The following is a 17,232-nucleotide window of genomic DNA, read 5'->3' on the forward strand; positions in this document are numbered from 1 at the left end:
AACCGTGGCGATAGGGGGAGGCTCATGAAAACCCTCCCATACGCCTGGGCCAAGGCCCAGCGCCTGGTATTGCGTCAGTGCGAAGAGGGCGCGGTGCTGATGGTGTGCCCGTCCACGCCGGGCTGGTCCATCAGTGAAGTGCGCCGTCAGTTCGGCGAGGTGCGGCTGGAGCGGGTGCGTGACGAGGAACTCGATGGCTTGCTCAACACGGCCTACGCCGACACCGGCAATGCCGCCGCTGTGGTCGGCGCGGCGGAGAATGAGGTGGACCTCGACCGGTTGATGCAGGACATCCCGGAAATCACCGACCTGCTGGACACCCAGGACGGCGCGCCCGTGATCCGCATGATCAACGCCTTGCTGACCCAGGCGGCGCGGGATGAGGCCAGCGACATCCACATCGAGCCCTACGAAAGCCATTCAGTGGTGCGCTACCGCGTCGACGGCACCCTGCGCGACGTGGTCTCGCCGCGCAAGGCGTTGCACGGCGCGCTGGTGTCGCGGATTAAGATCATGGCCCAGCTCGACATCGCCGAAAAACGCCTGCCCCAGGACGGCCGGATTGCCTTGCGCGTGGCCGGGCGACCGATCGACATCCGCGTTTCTACCGTGCCGACCGGCCATGGCGAGCGGGTGGTGATGCGCCTGCTGGACAAGCAGGCCGGACGCCTGCAATTGGAAACCCTGGGCATGGACCCCGGCGTGCTGGGCAAGCTCGATCACCTGATCCGCCAGCCCCACGGCATCGTCCTGGTTACCGGCCCCACCGGCAGCGGCAAGACCACCAGCCTCTACGCGGCCCTGACCCGGCTGGACGCCAGCGTGCACAACATCCTCACCGTGGAAGACCCGGTGGAATACGACCTGCCGGGCATCAGCCAGATCCAGGTCAACGCCAAGATCGACATGACCTTCGCCCTGGCGTTGCGGGCGATCCTGCGCCAGGACCCGGACATCATCATGATCGGTGAGATCCGTGACCTGGAGACCGCGCAAATCGCCGTGCAGGCCTCGCTCACCGGTCACTTGGTGCTGGCGACGTTGCACACCAACGACGCGGTGTCGGCCATCAACCGCCTGATCGACATGGGCGTCGAACCGTTCCTGCTGGCCTCGTCGATGCTCGGCGTGCTGGCCCAGCGATTGGTGCGCCGCTTATGTCCGCAGTGCAAACAACCCGACCCAGCCACGCCCGGCACCTGGCGGCCGGTGGGCTGCCCAAGCTGCAACCAGACCGGCTACAGCGGGCGCACCGGTATTCATGAATTGTTCTGCATCGACGATGACATCCGCACGCTGATCCACCAGGGGGCAGGGGAGCAGGCACTGCGCGCCGCCGCCCGCCAGGCCGGTATGTTCAGCATGCGCGAGGACGGTGAACGCTGGGTGCGCAGTGGCACCACGGCCCCGGAAGAAATCCTGCGCGTGACACGGGACGCCTGATGAATCGCTATCGCTTCGAAGCCGCCGACGCCCAGGGCAAGATCGAGTCCGGACACTTGGAAGCCGACAGCCAGGGCGCCGCTTTCGGCTTGTTGCGCAGTCGCGGGCTGACGGCGTTGCAGGTCCAGCTCGAGCGCAACACCGAGCAAGCCACGGGCGGTGGATTGTTCAGCGCCAAGCTCTCGGACAACGACCTGGCCTGGGCCACCCGGCAACTGGCGAGCCTGCTCGGGGCAAGCCTGCCACTGGAGGCGGCGTTGAGTGCGACGGTGGAACAGGCCGAGCGCAAGCACATCGCCCACACCCTGAGCGCGGTACGCGCCGATGTGCGCAGCGGTATGCGCCTGGCCGAAGCCTTGGCGGCGCGGCCCCGGGATTTTCCGGAGATATACCGGGCGCTGATTGCGGCCGGTGAAGAGTCCGGCGACCTGGCCCAGGTCATGGAGCGGCTGGCTGACTACATCGAAGAGCGCAACAACCTGCGGGGCAAGATCCTCACGGCGTTCATCTATCCCGGCGTGGTGGGGCTGGTGTCGGTCGCCATCGTGATTTTCCTGCTCAGCTACGTGGTGCCGCAGGTGGTCAGCGCATTTTCCCAGGCACGCCAGGATTTGCCTGGGCTGACCTTGGCGATGCTCACCGCCAGTGACTTCATTCGGGCGTGGGGCTGGTTGTGCTTTGCCGTTCTGGCCGGTGGCTTCTGGAGTTGGCGTCTGTACCTGCGTAAACCGGCGGCACGCTTGAATTGGCATGCGAGGGTATTGCGCCTGCCGCTGATCGGGCGATTCGTGTTGGGCCTCAATACCGCGCGTTTCGCCTCCACACTGGCGATTCTCGGCGGCGCCGGAGTGCCCTTGTTGCGAGCGCTGGAAGCGGCGCGCCAAACGCTGTCCAACGACCGCTTGAGCCTCAGCGTCAGCGATGCCACCGCCAAAGTCCGCGAAGGCGTCAACCTGGCGGCGGCGTTGCGGGTGGAAAAAGTCTTCCCGCCGGTGCTGATCCACCTGATCGCCAGCGGCGAAAAAACCGGCTGCCTGCCGCCAATGCTCGAACGCGCCGCGCAAACCCTGTCCCGCGACATCGAACGCCGAGCCATGGGCATGACCGCGCTGCTGGAGCCGCTGATGATCGTGGTCATGGGCGGGGTGGTGCTGGTGATCGTCATGGCGGTGCTGCTGCCGATCATCGAGATCAATCAGCTAGTCCAATGACCCATGGCGAGGGAGCAAGCTCCCTCGCCACGAAAGCTGCAAATATTTTTCCAGCGCCACAACACCTCCCGAGCCTCGCCCACCCCAAACTCGGGTTCCTCGTTCTGTCATGTTTGCTCGCCGCATGACCGCCTACCGCCGACTTCGTTGACCACCCTTGCCGTATCCCCGCAAAACCGGCCTGAAACCACAGCCCAGAGCCCTCGAACACCCGAGAAAAAAACCTGCAAAACAGCCCTCAGCTCCCGAGGTTTTTTCCTTTATCTGTCACTGGAAACTGCGAATTTCTAACCCATGGCCTCACCCCATCGCCACCGGCACAGGACCGAGCGCCATGACGGCAAGCACGCGTAACCCAACCTACGTACGAACACGATGAAAGGAGATTCTTCATGTTTAAGCGCAACGTTCTCGCGGTATCCCTGACCCTCGCTGGCCTCTGCGCCGCTCAGGCCGCCATGGCTGATGTCAACGGCGGTGGTGCTACCTTGCCTCAGCCTCTGTACCAGACTTCCGGCGTACTGACTGCCGGTTTCGCTCCCTACATCGGCGTAGGCAGCGGTGCCGGCAAGGCCGCTTTCCTGAACAACGACTACACCCGTTTCGTTGCTGGTAACACCAGCAAGAACGTGCACTGGGCTGGCAGCGATTCGAAGCTCTCCCAGGCTGAACTGGATGGCTACGTTACCAACCACGGTGCCGCTTGGGGTCCACTGATCCAGGTGCCTTCGGTCGCCACTTCGGTTGCCATTCCGTTCAACAAGACCGGCACTGCCAACGTTGACCTCAGCGTCGCTCAGCTGTGCGGCGTATTCGCCGGCACGCTGACTGACTGGAACCAAATCACCGGTTCCGGCCGTTCCGGCCCGATCACTGTGACTTATCGTGCTGAGAGCAGCGGTACTACCGAACTGTTCACCCGCTTTCTGAACGCCAAGTGCCCTACAGCTGTACCCGCTGTGCCCGGCACTTTCGCCATCACCACCAACTTCGCCTCCAGCTATAGCCTTGGCCTGCCAGCCGGCGCCGTAGCCGCCACTGGCAGCCAGGCTGTGATGGATGCGGTGAACGCTGTCCAAGGTCGCATCACCTACATGAGTCCGGATTACGCCGCTACCACCCTGGCCGGTCTGGATGACGCCACCAAGGTTGCCCGCGTCGCTGGTGTTTCCCCAGCTCCTGCCAACGTATCGGCGGCCATCGCTGCTGTTCCAGTACCAGCCGCCGCCAACCGCGCCAACCCGAACGCCTGGGTGCCAGTGTTCGCCGCAACCACTAACCCTAACGATCCAAGCGTCGTGGTTTACCCAACCACCGGCTACCCGATCCTGGGTTTCACCAACGTGATCTTCAGCCAGTGCTACGCCAACGCTGCACAAACCACTCAGGTGCGTGATTTCTTCACCCGTCATTACAACGCAACTGTGGCTAACAGCAACGATGCCGCTATCACCGCCAACCGTTTTGTGCCGTTGCCAGCTGCCTGGAAGCAAGCTGTTCGCAGCAGCTTCCTGACCGCTACCAACGCCCTTAGCATCGGCCACGCCAACACTTGCAACGCCATCGGTCGTCCGCTGTAAGCCCACGCTTGAACGACCCGCAATACCCGATCAGCAACGGCGCAAGCCGTTGCTGATTTTTTGCGTCACAGCCGTACCAACACAGCCACATGAAATTTTCATGACATCCGTTCGGTCCCGAGCGGTTGTAACCGCCTATCCCCTATAACCAACGCTGGCAGCTTGATAGCACTGCGTTGCGACCCCTTAGAGCGAACCCGGAAGGATGAGTAGGATGCTGCGCTGCAAACCCCAGACGAACCTGAATGCACCCCGTCGCGATGGCGAGTTGTCGATGTTGCGGCTCAAGCCGCTGGCCCAGGCCATTGCGTTGTTGATGGTGGCCGGCAATGCCCATGCGGCGACGGCGTTCAGTTCGGCCTGGTTTGCCGCCAAGGGCGCGTCCCAGGCCGGTGGCGCGGGGCGGCCCACGACGGCGCAGCCCGGCATGCCGCCGCCCTTGGCGCAGCAGCAACGGGCCAATGCGCAGTTGCAGCGCTCGCTGACCCATTTGAATAACACCGTGGCCGCCATCGCCGCCCAGCAGGCGGCTCAGGCGGCGGGCAGGCAAGCCGCGCTCGGCCAGGTGCAGATGGTGCCCGACGGTTTGGGCGAGGGCGGGCTCAAGGTCGACAACAGCCTGACCCAGGGCTGGCTCAACGCCAAGGGACCGCAGCAGACCCAGGCCGGCGGCAAGACCACGGTGAAGATCGAGCAGACCGCCGACAAAGCGATTCTCAACTGGGAAACCTTCAACGTCGGGCGCAATACCACGGTGGATTTCCAGCAGCAGTCGGACTGGGCCGTGCTCAACCGGGTCAATGACCCCCAGGCGCGAGCGAGCCAGATCCAGGGTCAGATCAAGGGCAACGGCACGGTGATGCTGGTCAACCGCAACGGCATCGTGTTCAGCGGCAGCAGCCAGGTCAACGTGCGCAACCTGGCGGCGGTGGCGGCGAACATCAGCGATGAGCAGTTCAGCCAGCGCGGCTTGTACGTCGATGCCACCGGCAGCCAACCGACCTTCACCGACGCGGCCGGCAAAATCCACGTGCAGCAGGGCGCGTTGATCGAAACCCACCGCGCAGCCACTTCCACCGCCGGGGGCGGGTATGCCTTGTTGTTGGGCTCGGAAGTGGAAAACGCCGGCTCCATCATCACCGCCAAGGGCCAGACCACCCTGGCGGCGGGCGACAGCTTCTACATCCGCCGGGGCCAGGGCACCAGCGGCAACCTGCGCTCCACCACCCGTGGCAACGAGGTCGCGACCTCCCTCAAGTCGGGCAGCAGCGCCGGCACGGTGATCAACAGCGGCCTGATCCAGGCCAGCACCGGCGACATCACCCTCACTGGGCATCGCGTGCAGCAGAACGGCGTGGCGGTGGCGAGCAGTTCGGTGGACACCCGCGGCACCGTGCACCTGCTCAACGCTTTCAGCGACAGCACCGGCAGCGTGACCCTGGGGCAGGGCAGCGCCACGGCGGTGCTGCTCGATGCGGCGGGCGGCAGCGCCCTGGACAGCCAACGCAATGCCGGACCGGCCGGCCTGGACGGCACGCCGAACAACCTGATTAGCGGTCGGTTCAACAACCTCAGCAGTGTGGTCGACCGCAGCGATCAGTCGCGGGTCGAGATCGTCAGCGGCGGCAGCGTCGACTTCCAGGACGGCTCCATCACCCTGGCCACCGGCGGCCAGGTCGCGGTCAGCGCGGCCGGTCGCAGCCTGGTGCGCGATGGCGCGGTGATCGATGTGTCCGGCGCCATCGGCGTCAAGGTGGCGATGGAGTCCAATTCCATCAAGGTTAACGTCCAGGGCAACGAACAGCGCGACGCCTCGGTCAACCGCGAAGGCGGCAAGTTGACCAACAACGACGTGTGGGTGGATGTGCGGGATCTGGTCTACGTCCCGGCGGGCACCAATGGCTACGCCACCGACCGTTGGTACACGGCGGGTGGCTTGCTCGAAGTCGGCGGTTATCTTGGCACCCGGGGGCACAGTGTCGGCGAATGGGCGGCCCAGGGCGGTACGCTGACGTTCACCGGCAACGACGTCGTGACCCAGCAAGCGGCGCAACTGAACCTGTCCGGCGGCACCCTGGATGTGCAGAGTGGCTACCTGCGCCAATCCTGGCTCAAGGGCGCCAATGGCCGCTTGTATGAGGTGTCCAGGGCGCCGGGAGACATCCTTTACACCGGCGTCTACAAGGGCTACGAAGACCACAGCCAACGCTGGGGCCAGACCGATTATTACTACAACCCGCTGATCGCTCCGCGCCAGCGTTTCGAAGCCGGTTACACCGTCGGCCGCGACGCCGGCAAGCTGGTGGTGTCGACCCGCAACGCGGTGCTGGAAGGTCAGATCGTCGGCGAGGTCTACCAGGGTGAACGCCAGACCCAGGCACCGAACCTCAACCTCGACGGCTACCAGCAATCGCAAAATGCAGTGGCCCGACGGGCGCAGTTGTGGGTCGGCAGTTACACGCCGATTTATGACAAGGCCAGCGGCGTGATCAACAGTGGCCTGAACCCGACCTTCGATCAGGTCACGGTGGGCGAGGTGGCCGACAAGATTGCCGCAGGCCTGGACCTGACCTCCGTGGTCGGAACTGATCGGCAAGGCAAGTTGGTGCTGGATAACGGGTTGCTCAACGACTTCCAGCTCGGCGCGCTCAAGGTGGCAGCCCGTGAAAGCATCCAGGTCGATGGCGCGCTCAAGGTGGCCGACGGCGGCGATATCACGCTTTTCGCGCCGCAGATTGAAGTGGATGCCAACCTGACTGCCCGTGGTGGTCGTATTGCATTGGGTAACGTGCTTGAACAGGTCAGGACCGATAATTTCAAGATTGAGGACGTTACACTTTCGCCGGTCGCCGGGCAGCGGGCAAAAGTCGCATTGGCCGATGGCGTGACGCTGAACACCGCCGGCCTGTGGAGCAATCTGCTGCTGGATGGCGGCGATCGCCAGGGACTACCGTTTATCAACGGCGGTAGGGTGTCCGTCCGCAGCGGCGGCGATATCGACTTGGGCCAGGGCAGCCTCATCGACGTCAGCTCCGGCGCCGCCGTCATGGCCGATGGCAAGACGCGGGGCGGCAAGGGCGGTGACTTGACCCTGACCGCCGGCCTCAGCGCATTGTTCGACAACGGTGCCTTGAACCTGGACGGAGAGCTGCGCGGCACCGGTGTGACGGGCGGCGGGACCTTGAAGCTGGCGGCCAATAAAGTGCTGATCGGCAACAGCGGTTCGCCACTGGAGCCCGGAACGTTACAACTGGGCGGCGATTTCTTCGACAAGGGTTTCTCCGCCTATGACATCGCCGGCAACCATGGCTTGACGGTAGCCGACGGGACCCGGGTCGATGTGACGATGCCGGTGTACCGCTTCGGCGAGCAGGCGTTGAGCACCGGCAGCGATGCGGAACCGGCTGATGCGTTGCAGCGCTGGACGCCGCAGCTGTATCAGGAAGATGCGATCAAAGGCGTTCTCACCCAGCGCCGGGGTGCGAGCCTGAGCCTCAATGCCGGCACCGCGAACTCCAGCGCGGCAGACATGGTCAGCACAGTATTGAACCTGGGCAAGGGCAGCGTGATTAGCGTCGATCCGGGCCAAGGCATCGATGTGCGCAGCATCGGTCAACTGACTGCCAACGGTACGCTCAACGCCTGGGGCGGGCGGGTCAGCCTCAGCGGATTGAGCATCAATGATGTGAACGGTGAACGTGTCAATGCCCAGGGCCATGGTCGTTCCATCTGGCTGGGCGAGCAGGCGCTGATCGACGTCTCCAGTCGCGCCGTGACCGCCCAGGACGTGCGCGGCCGGACCTACGGCCTGGTGCGCGACGGCGGCCAGATTGTCATTGGTGGTCAGATTGATGTCGCGAAAGGATCGGCTTCGGCGCCGGAATTGTTCGTGGTGATGCGCGAGGGGTCACGCCTGCAAGCTGATGGCAGCCAGGCGATGCTGGATGTTCCTGGCCAGGGACGCACATCGGTGACGAGCAACGGTGGCAGTATTTCCCTGGCGTCGGCGAATGGTTTGTACTTGGACGGTGAGTTCAGCGCTCGTTCGGGTGGCGCGGGTGCGGCAGGGGGCAGTCTGTCGGTGGCGCTGGAGACACCGTATTACCTGAAAAGCGCGGTCAATGACCGGGTCTTGCAGGTGCGTGAACTGGTGCTGGGACAAACCGCCCAGGCGAGCCCGCTAAGCGACACCGCCGAGGCCTCGGCGGATTCGTTGATCTATGGGCATGGGAGTTTGGGTGTGGACCAGGTCCAGGCGGGCGGCTTCGACAGCCTGTCTCTGCTGAGTAACGGCATTATTAGTATCGGTGGCGACGTGTCGCTGTCCCTCGGCCAAAGCCTGAGCCTATATGCGCGTAGCTTCGGGTTGAGCACAGCCGCGCCAGCCGACACCCGTGTTCAACTTAATGCAGCTCATCTGCTGCTGGCGGGGCCGGCGGCCAGTCTACCGAATATGGATGCCTATACCCGACCGCTGATCGAAGGCGACGTATCGCCACTTGCGAACAAGGCGGTGCTTTCCGTCAACGCCGACTTGTTGGATGTACAGGGCAATGTGAGTTTCAGCAGCAAAGGCACGTTGAGACAGGCCAATGGCACCACGGTCGAGTTGGAGCGCGCCGGGTTCGACCTGGTCCAGTTAAGCAGCCGTGGTGATTTGCGCTTCCTGGCGGGATTCTCCAGCGCTGGATTGCCTACGGGCTTTACCACGCAATTAATGACTCCTTCGGACATGATCCTGCAAGCGGCGCAACTGTATCCGGCGACCGGGGTCGGGGCCCGGGTATTGGCGGGGTATAGCTTGAATGGCACCTCTGCCTACGACCCGGCGCGCAGCTTGGTCATCGGGCGGACTACCCAGGTCACGCCTCAGGTACCTTATTCGGCATTCGGTCACTTACAACTGGGCAGTGCGAATATCGAGCAGGGCGGGGTGGTGCGGGCTCCGCTAGGGTTGATTGAGGTCGGCACCAACGACGGCACTAGCATCACTAGCCAAGTGGACTTGCTGCCGAACAGCCTCACTTCAGTCAGTGGCCTCGGTCTGGTACTGCCTTACGGCGGTACCGTCGATGGTCAGAGTTATGAGTACGCGGGCAAGAAGGTGGTGCTTCTGGGGCAAGGGGCCATCTCCTATGGCAACGGGGATCTGAATATTGGTGTGATTCTGGGCGGAAAGTCTGTTGCGGCCCAGGAAGGCTCGGTACTCGATCTTTCGGGTGGCGGTGATCTGCTGGGTGCCGGTTTCATTTCCGGCCGTGGCGGCTCCACCGACGCGCGCTTCAACCCGCTGGTGCAAATCGGTGCCAACGGCGGCTTTACTTTACCGGGCCTGTCCAGCAACCCGGTCTACGCCATTGTGCCGGGCAACCAGAGTGCATACGCGCCAGTGGCGCCCGAGGGCGGCGCAGTGGACCCCAGGATCGGACAACAAATCACCATTGGCGCCGGTGTACCGGGGCTGGCCGCCGGTACCTATACGCTGATGCCGTCCACCTATGCCTTGCTGCCGGGGGCGTTCCGGGTCGAGGTCAACGGTCTGGCGGGTCAGGGTTCCACGGCGGGTGCGTTGCAGATGCGCAACGGCTCCTGGACCACCGCCGGGGTGCTGTCGGTGGTCAATACCGGGCAGCGCAACAGTCTGTCCAGCCAGGTCATCCTGACTTCGGGCGATGTGCTGCGCCGCTATTCGCAGTACAACGAAACCAGCTACGCCCAGTTCGCTGTAGCCGATGCCGCACGCCTGGGCGTGCCACGAGCCCTGTTGCCGGTGGACGCCAAGACTTTGAAGTTGAAGCTCGTGCCAGGAGCGGGAGATCAGGCGTTCTCCTTTAAAGGCATCGGCAAGTTCGCGCCTCAAAAAGGTGGCTACGGCGGTACCGTCACGGTGGTTGGAGGTAATGGGGCGTTGGAGGTCGTTGCCGATGGGCGCGGGGCCACGGCCGGCTTCGAGGGCGTGACCCTCAATGCCGAAAGCCTGAATGCCTTGAATGCATCGCGTCAGGTTATTGGCGGCCAGTTCTTGACGCTCTATGGTCAGAGCGGAAACTACATCACGCCCTCGAGCAGTGGAGGTAGAACCTCGTCCAGAGTGATCTTGCGTGAAGGCGTTACGTTGGCGGCACCGGAGGTTTTCCTGCTGGCCAGCGGCGAGGTGTCGATGGAACAAGGCGCCGCCATCAATACCATTGGTCGTGGCGCGGCTGCCTACGATGCCCATGACGGTTTTATCTATGCCCTCAATGTGAGTGGTCAGAACTTGCTGGCCGCCTCCAACGGCTTGCTCAACGTGTTGGCGCCCTCATCGGGCAGCAGCGGCACCATCAACATCGGCGGCTGCAGCCTGACGCCATGCAGCGGCGTCACCCGAATTCATTCCGAGGGCAGCATCGTCGCCGCCACCGGAGGGAGCCTGGAATTGGACGACAAGGTGCGCTACGGCACCCGTCACCTGACCCTGGCCCTGAGCAATATCAACGTCGGCACCGCCCCGGCATTGAGCGACGCAGCGGCGCGTCAGGTCTTGCCGGCCGGCCTGACCCTGAGCCAGACCGTGCTCGATCGCCTGCTGCGCGGAGACACCGAATACGGTGCTCCGGCCCTGGAAACCCTCGAACTGTCGGCCAGTCAGGCGCTTAATTTCTACGGCACCGTCAGCCTCGACACCTATGACCCGGCGACGGGCAAGTCGCGGTTGGCCAACCTGATGCTCAGCACGCCGGCCATTTATGGCGCAGGCACCGACAACGACGTGGCGAGCATCCGCACCGCCAACCTGATCTGGAACGGCGCCGTTGGCGCGCCGGGTTCGGTGATTGCCGGCGGGGCCGGCACCGGCGCCGGTCGCCTGGACATCCAGGCCCAGCGTATCGAGTTCGGCTATGGCGAGTTCGCCCAACCGAGCTCGATCACTACCCTGGATCGGCTGGCGCTGGGCTTTGCCAACGTCAACCTCAGTGCCAGCGAACGCCTGACCGCCAATCACAAAGGCAGCCTGGCGGTGTATCAGAGCCAGGGCGCCTATGACGCTAAAACGGGCTACGCCTACAGCGGTGGCAACCTGAACATTCTCACTCCGTTGCTCACCGGTGAAGCCGGTTCGATCAACCGTATCACCGCAGGCGGCGCACTCAACGTGGCAGGCACAACCGCCAAGCCGGGCACCGTTTCGGGGCTCGGTGGCGAGCTGTCGCTCAAGGGCGCGAGCCTCAACCTGGCCAGCGCGGTGGTGTTGCCCAGCGGCAAACTGACCCTGAGCGCAACGGATGAGCTGACCCTGGCCGACGGGTCGCTGATCGACGTGGCAGGTCGCGCGGTCACCTTCAACGACGTCACCCGCTACAGCGCCGGTGGCGAAGTCATCCTGAAAAGCCAGAACGGCAACATCCGCCAGGCGGGTGGCTCCAGCATCGACCTTTCGGCGCGCCACAACCAGGCCGGGCGGCTCAGCGCCGTGGCCTTGGGCAGCGCGGCGGGGGTCGTTGACCTGCAAGGACAAATCCTCGCCAGCAGCACCGGCGAATACGACGCCGGTGGCACGCTCATGCCGTACCTGGCCGGTGGCGTGGAAATCCAGGCCCAGCGCCTGGGTGGCAATGGCAGCCTCAGCGAACAGTTCGCCGCGTTGAACCAACGCTTGAACGACGGCCAAGTGTTCGGCTCCCGCAGCTTTCAGGTCAAGCAGGGCGACCTGGTGATCGGCAACGAACTCAAGGCTTCGTCCATCGACGTGTCCCTGGACAACGGCAGCCTGTTGGTCAGCGGCACGGTGGACGCCAGTGGCGAGCGGGTCGGCAGCATTTACCTGGCTGCCAAGAATGCCCTGACCCTGGGCAGCGGTGCCGTGCTTGACGCCCATGGTCGACGCCTGCGGGTGGACAGCTACGGCAAGATCATCGACTCGCCGAACCGTGCCATCGTTGACTTGACCGCCAGGGAAGGTCTCCTGACCCTGGGTAACGGCGCGCGTATCGATTTGCGCCACGGTACCGAAGTCGCGCTGGGCAGTGCGTCCGGTATGAACGACGGTCGGCCTCGCGGGACGTTGCAACTCAGCGCGCCACGACTGAGTGGCATGTCGGGGGGCGACGTGGCGATCGATGCCAGTGGTGCCCTGGACGTACAAGGCGCCCGTTCGATTGCGTTGGTTGCTACGTGGCAATACAGCGACGCGCCGCTGGTGAACGTGCCGGCGGCCAGCGGCAAGCCTTATCAGGTCATCAATCAGGCATGGCTGAAGGATGTGCATGACGACAACACCGCCTTTATCACCAACGCTCACGACAACAACGATCTGTTGCAGCGCAAACTCGCCGGGCTGAACAACAGCCGCTATCGCGACGTGTTCCATCTGCGCCCCGGCGTGGAAGTGGTGAGTGCGACGGCCGATGGCGACCTGGTGGTCCAGGGGGATCTGGACCTGTCGCAATATCGCTATGCTAGCCTCAATCCGCATAACGTTTTGGATGAAAACGTCTACGGCTCCGGCGAATCCGCCAGCCTGACGCTGCGCGCCGGCGGTGACCTGAACATCTACGGCAGCATCACCGACGGTTTTGCCCAGCCGCCCGCCAGCAACGATGACAAGGGCTGGGTCCTGTTGCCAGGCATTGATTTTGCGGCGGGCGATATTGTCGTGCCTGGCACTGGCGTGACCCTGGAGGTGGACACCGCGTTCCCGGCCGGCTCGGTGCTCAACTTCGACGTGCCGCTCAAGGGCGCCACCCTGGCTGCGGGAACGCGGTTGCCGGTCGCCGCCACGCTGAAACAGCCAATGGTGCTGCCGGCCGGCACGGTGCTGGCCGCGGCGGTGCATGACGCACAGGGCAATCTGCTGTTCGCGGCCGGCACGTTGTTGGCTTCGACCCAAACCCTGCAGGCGGGCACGGTGCTGGGGGCGGGCAGCCTGCTGGGCAGCAGCGCAACGATAGGCAACCTGATCTGGCCCAAAGGCGTTGCGTTGCCAGACATTGAAGGCGCGAGTAACGGCTTGACCAATGTGCTGCGTCTCAGCAGCGCCCTGGCACTGAGTGTGGGTTCGAAAATTCCTTCAGGTACCGACATCAAGTTGCCGGCCGGTGTCGAGTCGGTGCAGTTGCGTCCGGAAGTGGCGGGGAGCAACTGGGCCATCGCGCCGATGCTGGCCGAGGGCTCGCAGTCCTGGTCGTTGCGACTGGTGGCCGGTGCCGATACGCAGGCGGCGGACAGTCGGGTCGTGCGGCCGGTGCTGGCGGGTGGTGATCTGCATTTGGCCGATAGTCACTACGGTATGTTTGGTGTGGCCAAGGCTGACGGAATGTTATGGACAGAAGCCGGATCATTGGATTTTTATGGCGACCTCAGTATGGCGGGCAAGCCGATCGACTTCGATGCCATTAGTTATCCTTCCCTTTGTACTGATTTACCAAGCCATTGCCAGGCAAGCAGCGGCTATGTCTGGACTGAAGCCGGTGCAATCGAATGGGGCGACCCAAGCCTCGCCGGCCAGCCAATTGATTTCGATGCCATCGGTTGGCCTGAGTTGTGCTCCGTAAATCCAAGCTGGTGCCTGGCCTCCGGGCAAACCGATTACAAAGCCGGCAGTCAGCGCTGGAGTGTCATTCGCACCGGCGCAGCGGACTTGGAGCTGCTGTCGGCGGGTGATTTGAACATGGACTCGCTGTACGGCGTCTATACCGCTGGCAGTTCGGCCAGTACGACTTATGCGAGCGACCCGTACAACCAGCCCAAGGCGCTGGGGGCGGCGGGCAAGGTGCTCAATGATGCACTAGGTGAAAACGAGCAGTTCGTGGATGGCGGCGTCAACAGTGTCTATCGCGCCTGGTACCCCGACTCCGGTGGCAACCTGTCCCTGAAGGTCGGTGGTGACTTGATCGGCAACGCCATGGATGTTTCTAGCAGCAATTACGGGCGGCCCAACCAAAACGACACCGGTTACGACACGGTCAACGTCGGTAACTGGCTGTGGCGTCAAGGCAACGGTTCAGTCGCCACGGGTACCGGGGCACAACCGTCCGCCTGGTGGATCAACTTTGGTAGCTACACCGCTGCGCAGGATTCCTCCAATGCTGACCTGATGGTTGGTTTTACCGGTATCGGTACGCTGGGCGGGGGCGACCTGAATGTTCAGGTCGCGGGCGATGCCGGGGTAATCGATCAAATGGTGGGGAGTCTTCTTGAGCCGCGCAGCAACCGCCGCAGCCAAGGACTGGTTCTTGCCGTGGGCAGCACCGGGCGTGTGGGCGCTGATGGCAGCCTGCAATTGACCGGTGGTGGTGATCTCAACCTGCGTGTAGGCGGCGCCTTGAATCCCGATAGCGCGTTCGTCAGCGGGCATCTGAACGGTGCGGTCATCAACCTGCGGGGCCACGCGCAGATCGACAGCGGCGCCATCGGTCGGATCGACCTGCGCTATGGCAACGTTGCTTCGGCACAGTCTCCGGGGGAAACGCGTGCGTACGATTCCTTCAGAGCCACACGTAGCCTGCCAACAGGCGGGCTGACCCTGATGCCGGGCGATGCGACGTTTAACCTGACCACTTCGGGCGACCTGGTCGTGATGGACGTGGCAGACCCGGGCCGGGCGCCGATGATGAGCGTTTCGCCCTTCAAAATTGATGCAACCAACGGATCGGGGGTAAGTTGGTTTACGTTGTGGACCGCCAACACGGCAGTTGATTTGTGGTCATCGGGAGGCAATCTGACGCCTGTGGTCCCAGAGGTCGAGACGGATCTGGCGGTGGTCTACCCATCGATCGTGAGGGCTGTGGCGGCCAATGGCAGCCTTTACTATGGCAATTCCTCGGTATGGGATGGAACAGGTTATGACGGCAACAATCGTCCAGCCCTGTTGCTCGCTCCCGGCATCAACAGTGAGTTGCAATTCATGGCCGGCGATTCCATCTACGGCGGCGACATGTCGGTCAGTCGTTCCGGTGCATCCTCCGCAGCCCTGGCAACGCCGTTCAGGCCAGCCTTTGTGGGTATCGTCGAGACTGTCGAATCCGGTCCCGTCATAAAAGCCAGCAATCTCTCCGCCGATGGCAACCTCGCTCGCCCTGATGCCAACATATTGCCGCTGTTTGCCTTCGACACCAGCAGCGCCTCCGGTGAATGGGCCCTCAATGACGACCCTGCGCGCTTCTATGCGCTGGAGGGTGATTTGCTGGCCGTCACCAGCGGACGGTCGATGACATCGGCATCCGTTGGCAGGTGGCCAGGGCGAATCGCCTACGAAGGCGCCGGAGCTGTACGAATGATGGCAGGACGAGACATCGTCAGTAGCGGGATTCCACTGGGCGGCTCTTTGAGCAACAACTCCCCGGCAGGGGCTTACACCAGCGCCGGCAACCTCTTCATCCACAACAACCCCACCGACATCTCAATCGTTTCAGCCGGGCGCGACATCCTCTACAGCAGCTTCAACGTCGCCGGCCCCGGCCTGCTGGAGATCACCGCCGGGCGCAATATCCTGATGGATGACAAGGTCAGCATCACCAGTATCGGCGCCGTGGTGCCGGGGGATTCGCGATCCGGGGCGAGCCTGGTGCTGCAAGCCGGCGCGGGCCTCGACGGCGCGGATTACCAGCGCTTCGTCAAGGCGTACCTGGACCCGGCGAACCAGGCCCTGGCCGGCGTCCCGTTGGCGGACCAGGATGGCAAGGTGGCCAAGACCTACGAAGCGGAGCTGGTGAAATGGCTCAAGGCGCGCTTCGGCTTCAGCGGCGACACCGAACAGGCTCGCAGTTTCTTCGCGGCGCTGCCGGCCGAGCAGCAGCGGGTGTTCGCACGGGACGTGTACTTTGCCGAGTTGAAGGCCGGTGGTCGTGAGTACAACGAAGTCGACGGCGTCCGCCAGGGCAGTTACCTGCGCGGTCGGGAGGCCATCGACTGGTTGTTCCCAAGCAAGGATGTGGCGGGTAACGCGATCACCTACAAGGGCGATATCACGATGTTTGGCGGGGCAGGGGTGCACACCGATTTTGGTGGCGGCATTCAGATGCTCACTCCCGGTGGCGGACAGACGTTCGGTATCGAAGGCAACGCGCCGCCGTCCACCGCCGGGGTCATCACCCAGGGCGAGGGCGATATCCAGTTGTATGCGAAGAACAGCATCCTGCTGGGGCAGAGCCGGATCATGACCACCTTTGGCGGTTCGATTCTCGGCTGGTCGGCCCAGGGTGATATCAACGCCGGTCGCGGTTCGAAGACCACCGTGGTCTACACGCCGCCCAAGCGCTTGTACGACACCTGGGGCAACGTGACCCTGTCGCCGTCGGTGCCGAGCACGGGGGCGGGTATCGCTACTCTCAACCCGATTCCGGAAGTGGCGCCGGGGGACATCGACCTGATCGCGCCGTTGGGCACCATCGATGCGGGCGAGGCGGGGATCCGGGTGTCGGGCAACGTCAACATCGCAGCGTTGACCGTGGTGAACGCGGCCAACATCCAGACCCAGGGCAAGTCCACGGGCGTGCCGCTGGCGGCTTCGGTGAACACCGGGGCCATCACCTCGGCGAGTTCGGCGGCGTCCTCGGCCACACAAGCGGCGGAAGATGTGGCGCGGCAGCAGCAGAACACGGCGCGGCAGAACCAGGCCTCGGTGTTCACGGTGCAGGTGGTGAGTTTCGGCTCCGAGCAACTGGCGCCCACACGCGACGGCGCCAGCCGTGCAGCGCCACGTGCCTACGACCCGGCCAGCCCGGTGCAGGTATTGGGCGCCGGGCCGTTGGATGAGCAGGCGCGGCAGCAGTTGACCGATGAAGAGCGGGGGCGGTTGAGCTTGTAGCGCCTGGAGTAGAACCGAGTCGTTGCCATCGCGAGCAAGCTCGCTCCCACACTGGTTTGAGGCAGACATGAGAAGTGTGTCCACCTCCGGCTACTGTGGGAGCGAGCTTGCTCGCGATGACGGCATCGAACTCAACACTTCCTCGACTGGATTCTCCGCTATCGCGAGCGGCCTTGCTCCCACGAGGCCACCTGCACCCTCTCAAATGAAG

At 63.7% G+C, this 17,232-nt stretch carries 4 protein-coding genes; all 4 read left to right on the forward strand.

What is annotated here, in order from left to right:
• The first annotated feature begins 24 nt into the window (after window positions 1-24).
• The 4 genes from gspE to J3P79_RS13145 all read left to right on the forward strand — a co-directional run bounded on the left by gspE (window position 25) and on the right by J3P79_RS13145 (window position 17,021).
• A complete protein-coding gene (gene gspE, locus J3P79_RS13130; RefSeq protein WP_434611208.1) occupies window positions 25-1,443 on the forward strand; it encodes a type II secretion system ATPase GspE in 1,419 nt (472 codons plus the stop codon).
• Window positions 1,443-2,654 carry a type II secretion system inner membrane protein GspF gene (gene gspF / locus J3P79_RS13135; RefSeq protein ID WP_434611210.1) on the forward strand — a complete coding sequence of 404 codons (1,212 nt, stop codon included), beginning with the start codon at window positions 1,443-1,445 and terminating at the stop codon, window positions 2,652-2,654. Before gspE ends, gspF begins: the two co-directional genes overlap by 1 nt.
• A gap of 392 nt (window positions 2,655-3,046) precedes the next feature.
• Entirely contained in the window at window positions 3,047-4,234 is a 1,188-nt protein-coding gene (locus tag J3P79_RS13140) for a substrate-binding domain-containing protein (RefSeq protein ID WP_434611211.1), read from the forward strand.
• A 214-nt stretch (window positions 4,235-4,448) separates the two neighbouring features.
• Window positions 4,449-17,021, forward strand: a complete 12,573-nt coding sequence (locus J3P79_RS13145; protein ID WP_434611213.1) for a filamentous haemagglutinin family protein — start codon at window positions 4,449-4,451, stop codon at window positions 17,019-17,021.
• Window positions 17,022-17,232: the final 211 nt, after the last annotated feature.

It is taken from the genome of Pseudomonas sp. R1-7, from assembly GCF_051132105.1.
Taxonomy (GTDB): domain Bacteria; phylum Pseudomonadota; class Gammaproteobacteria; order Pseudomonadales; family Pseudomonadaceae; genus Aquipseudomonas.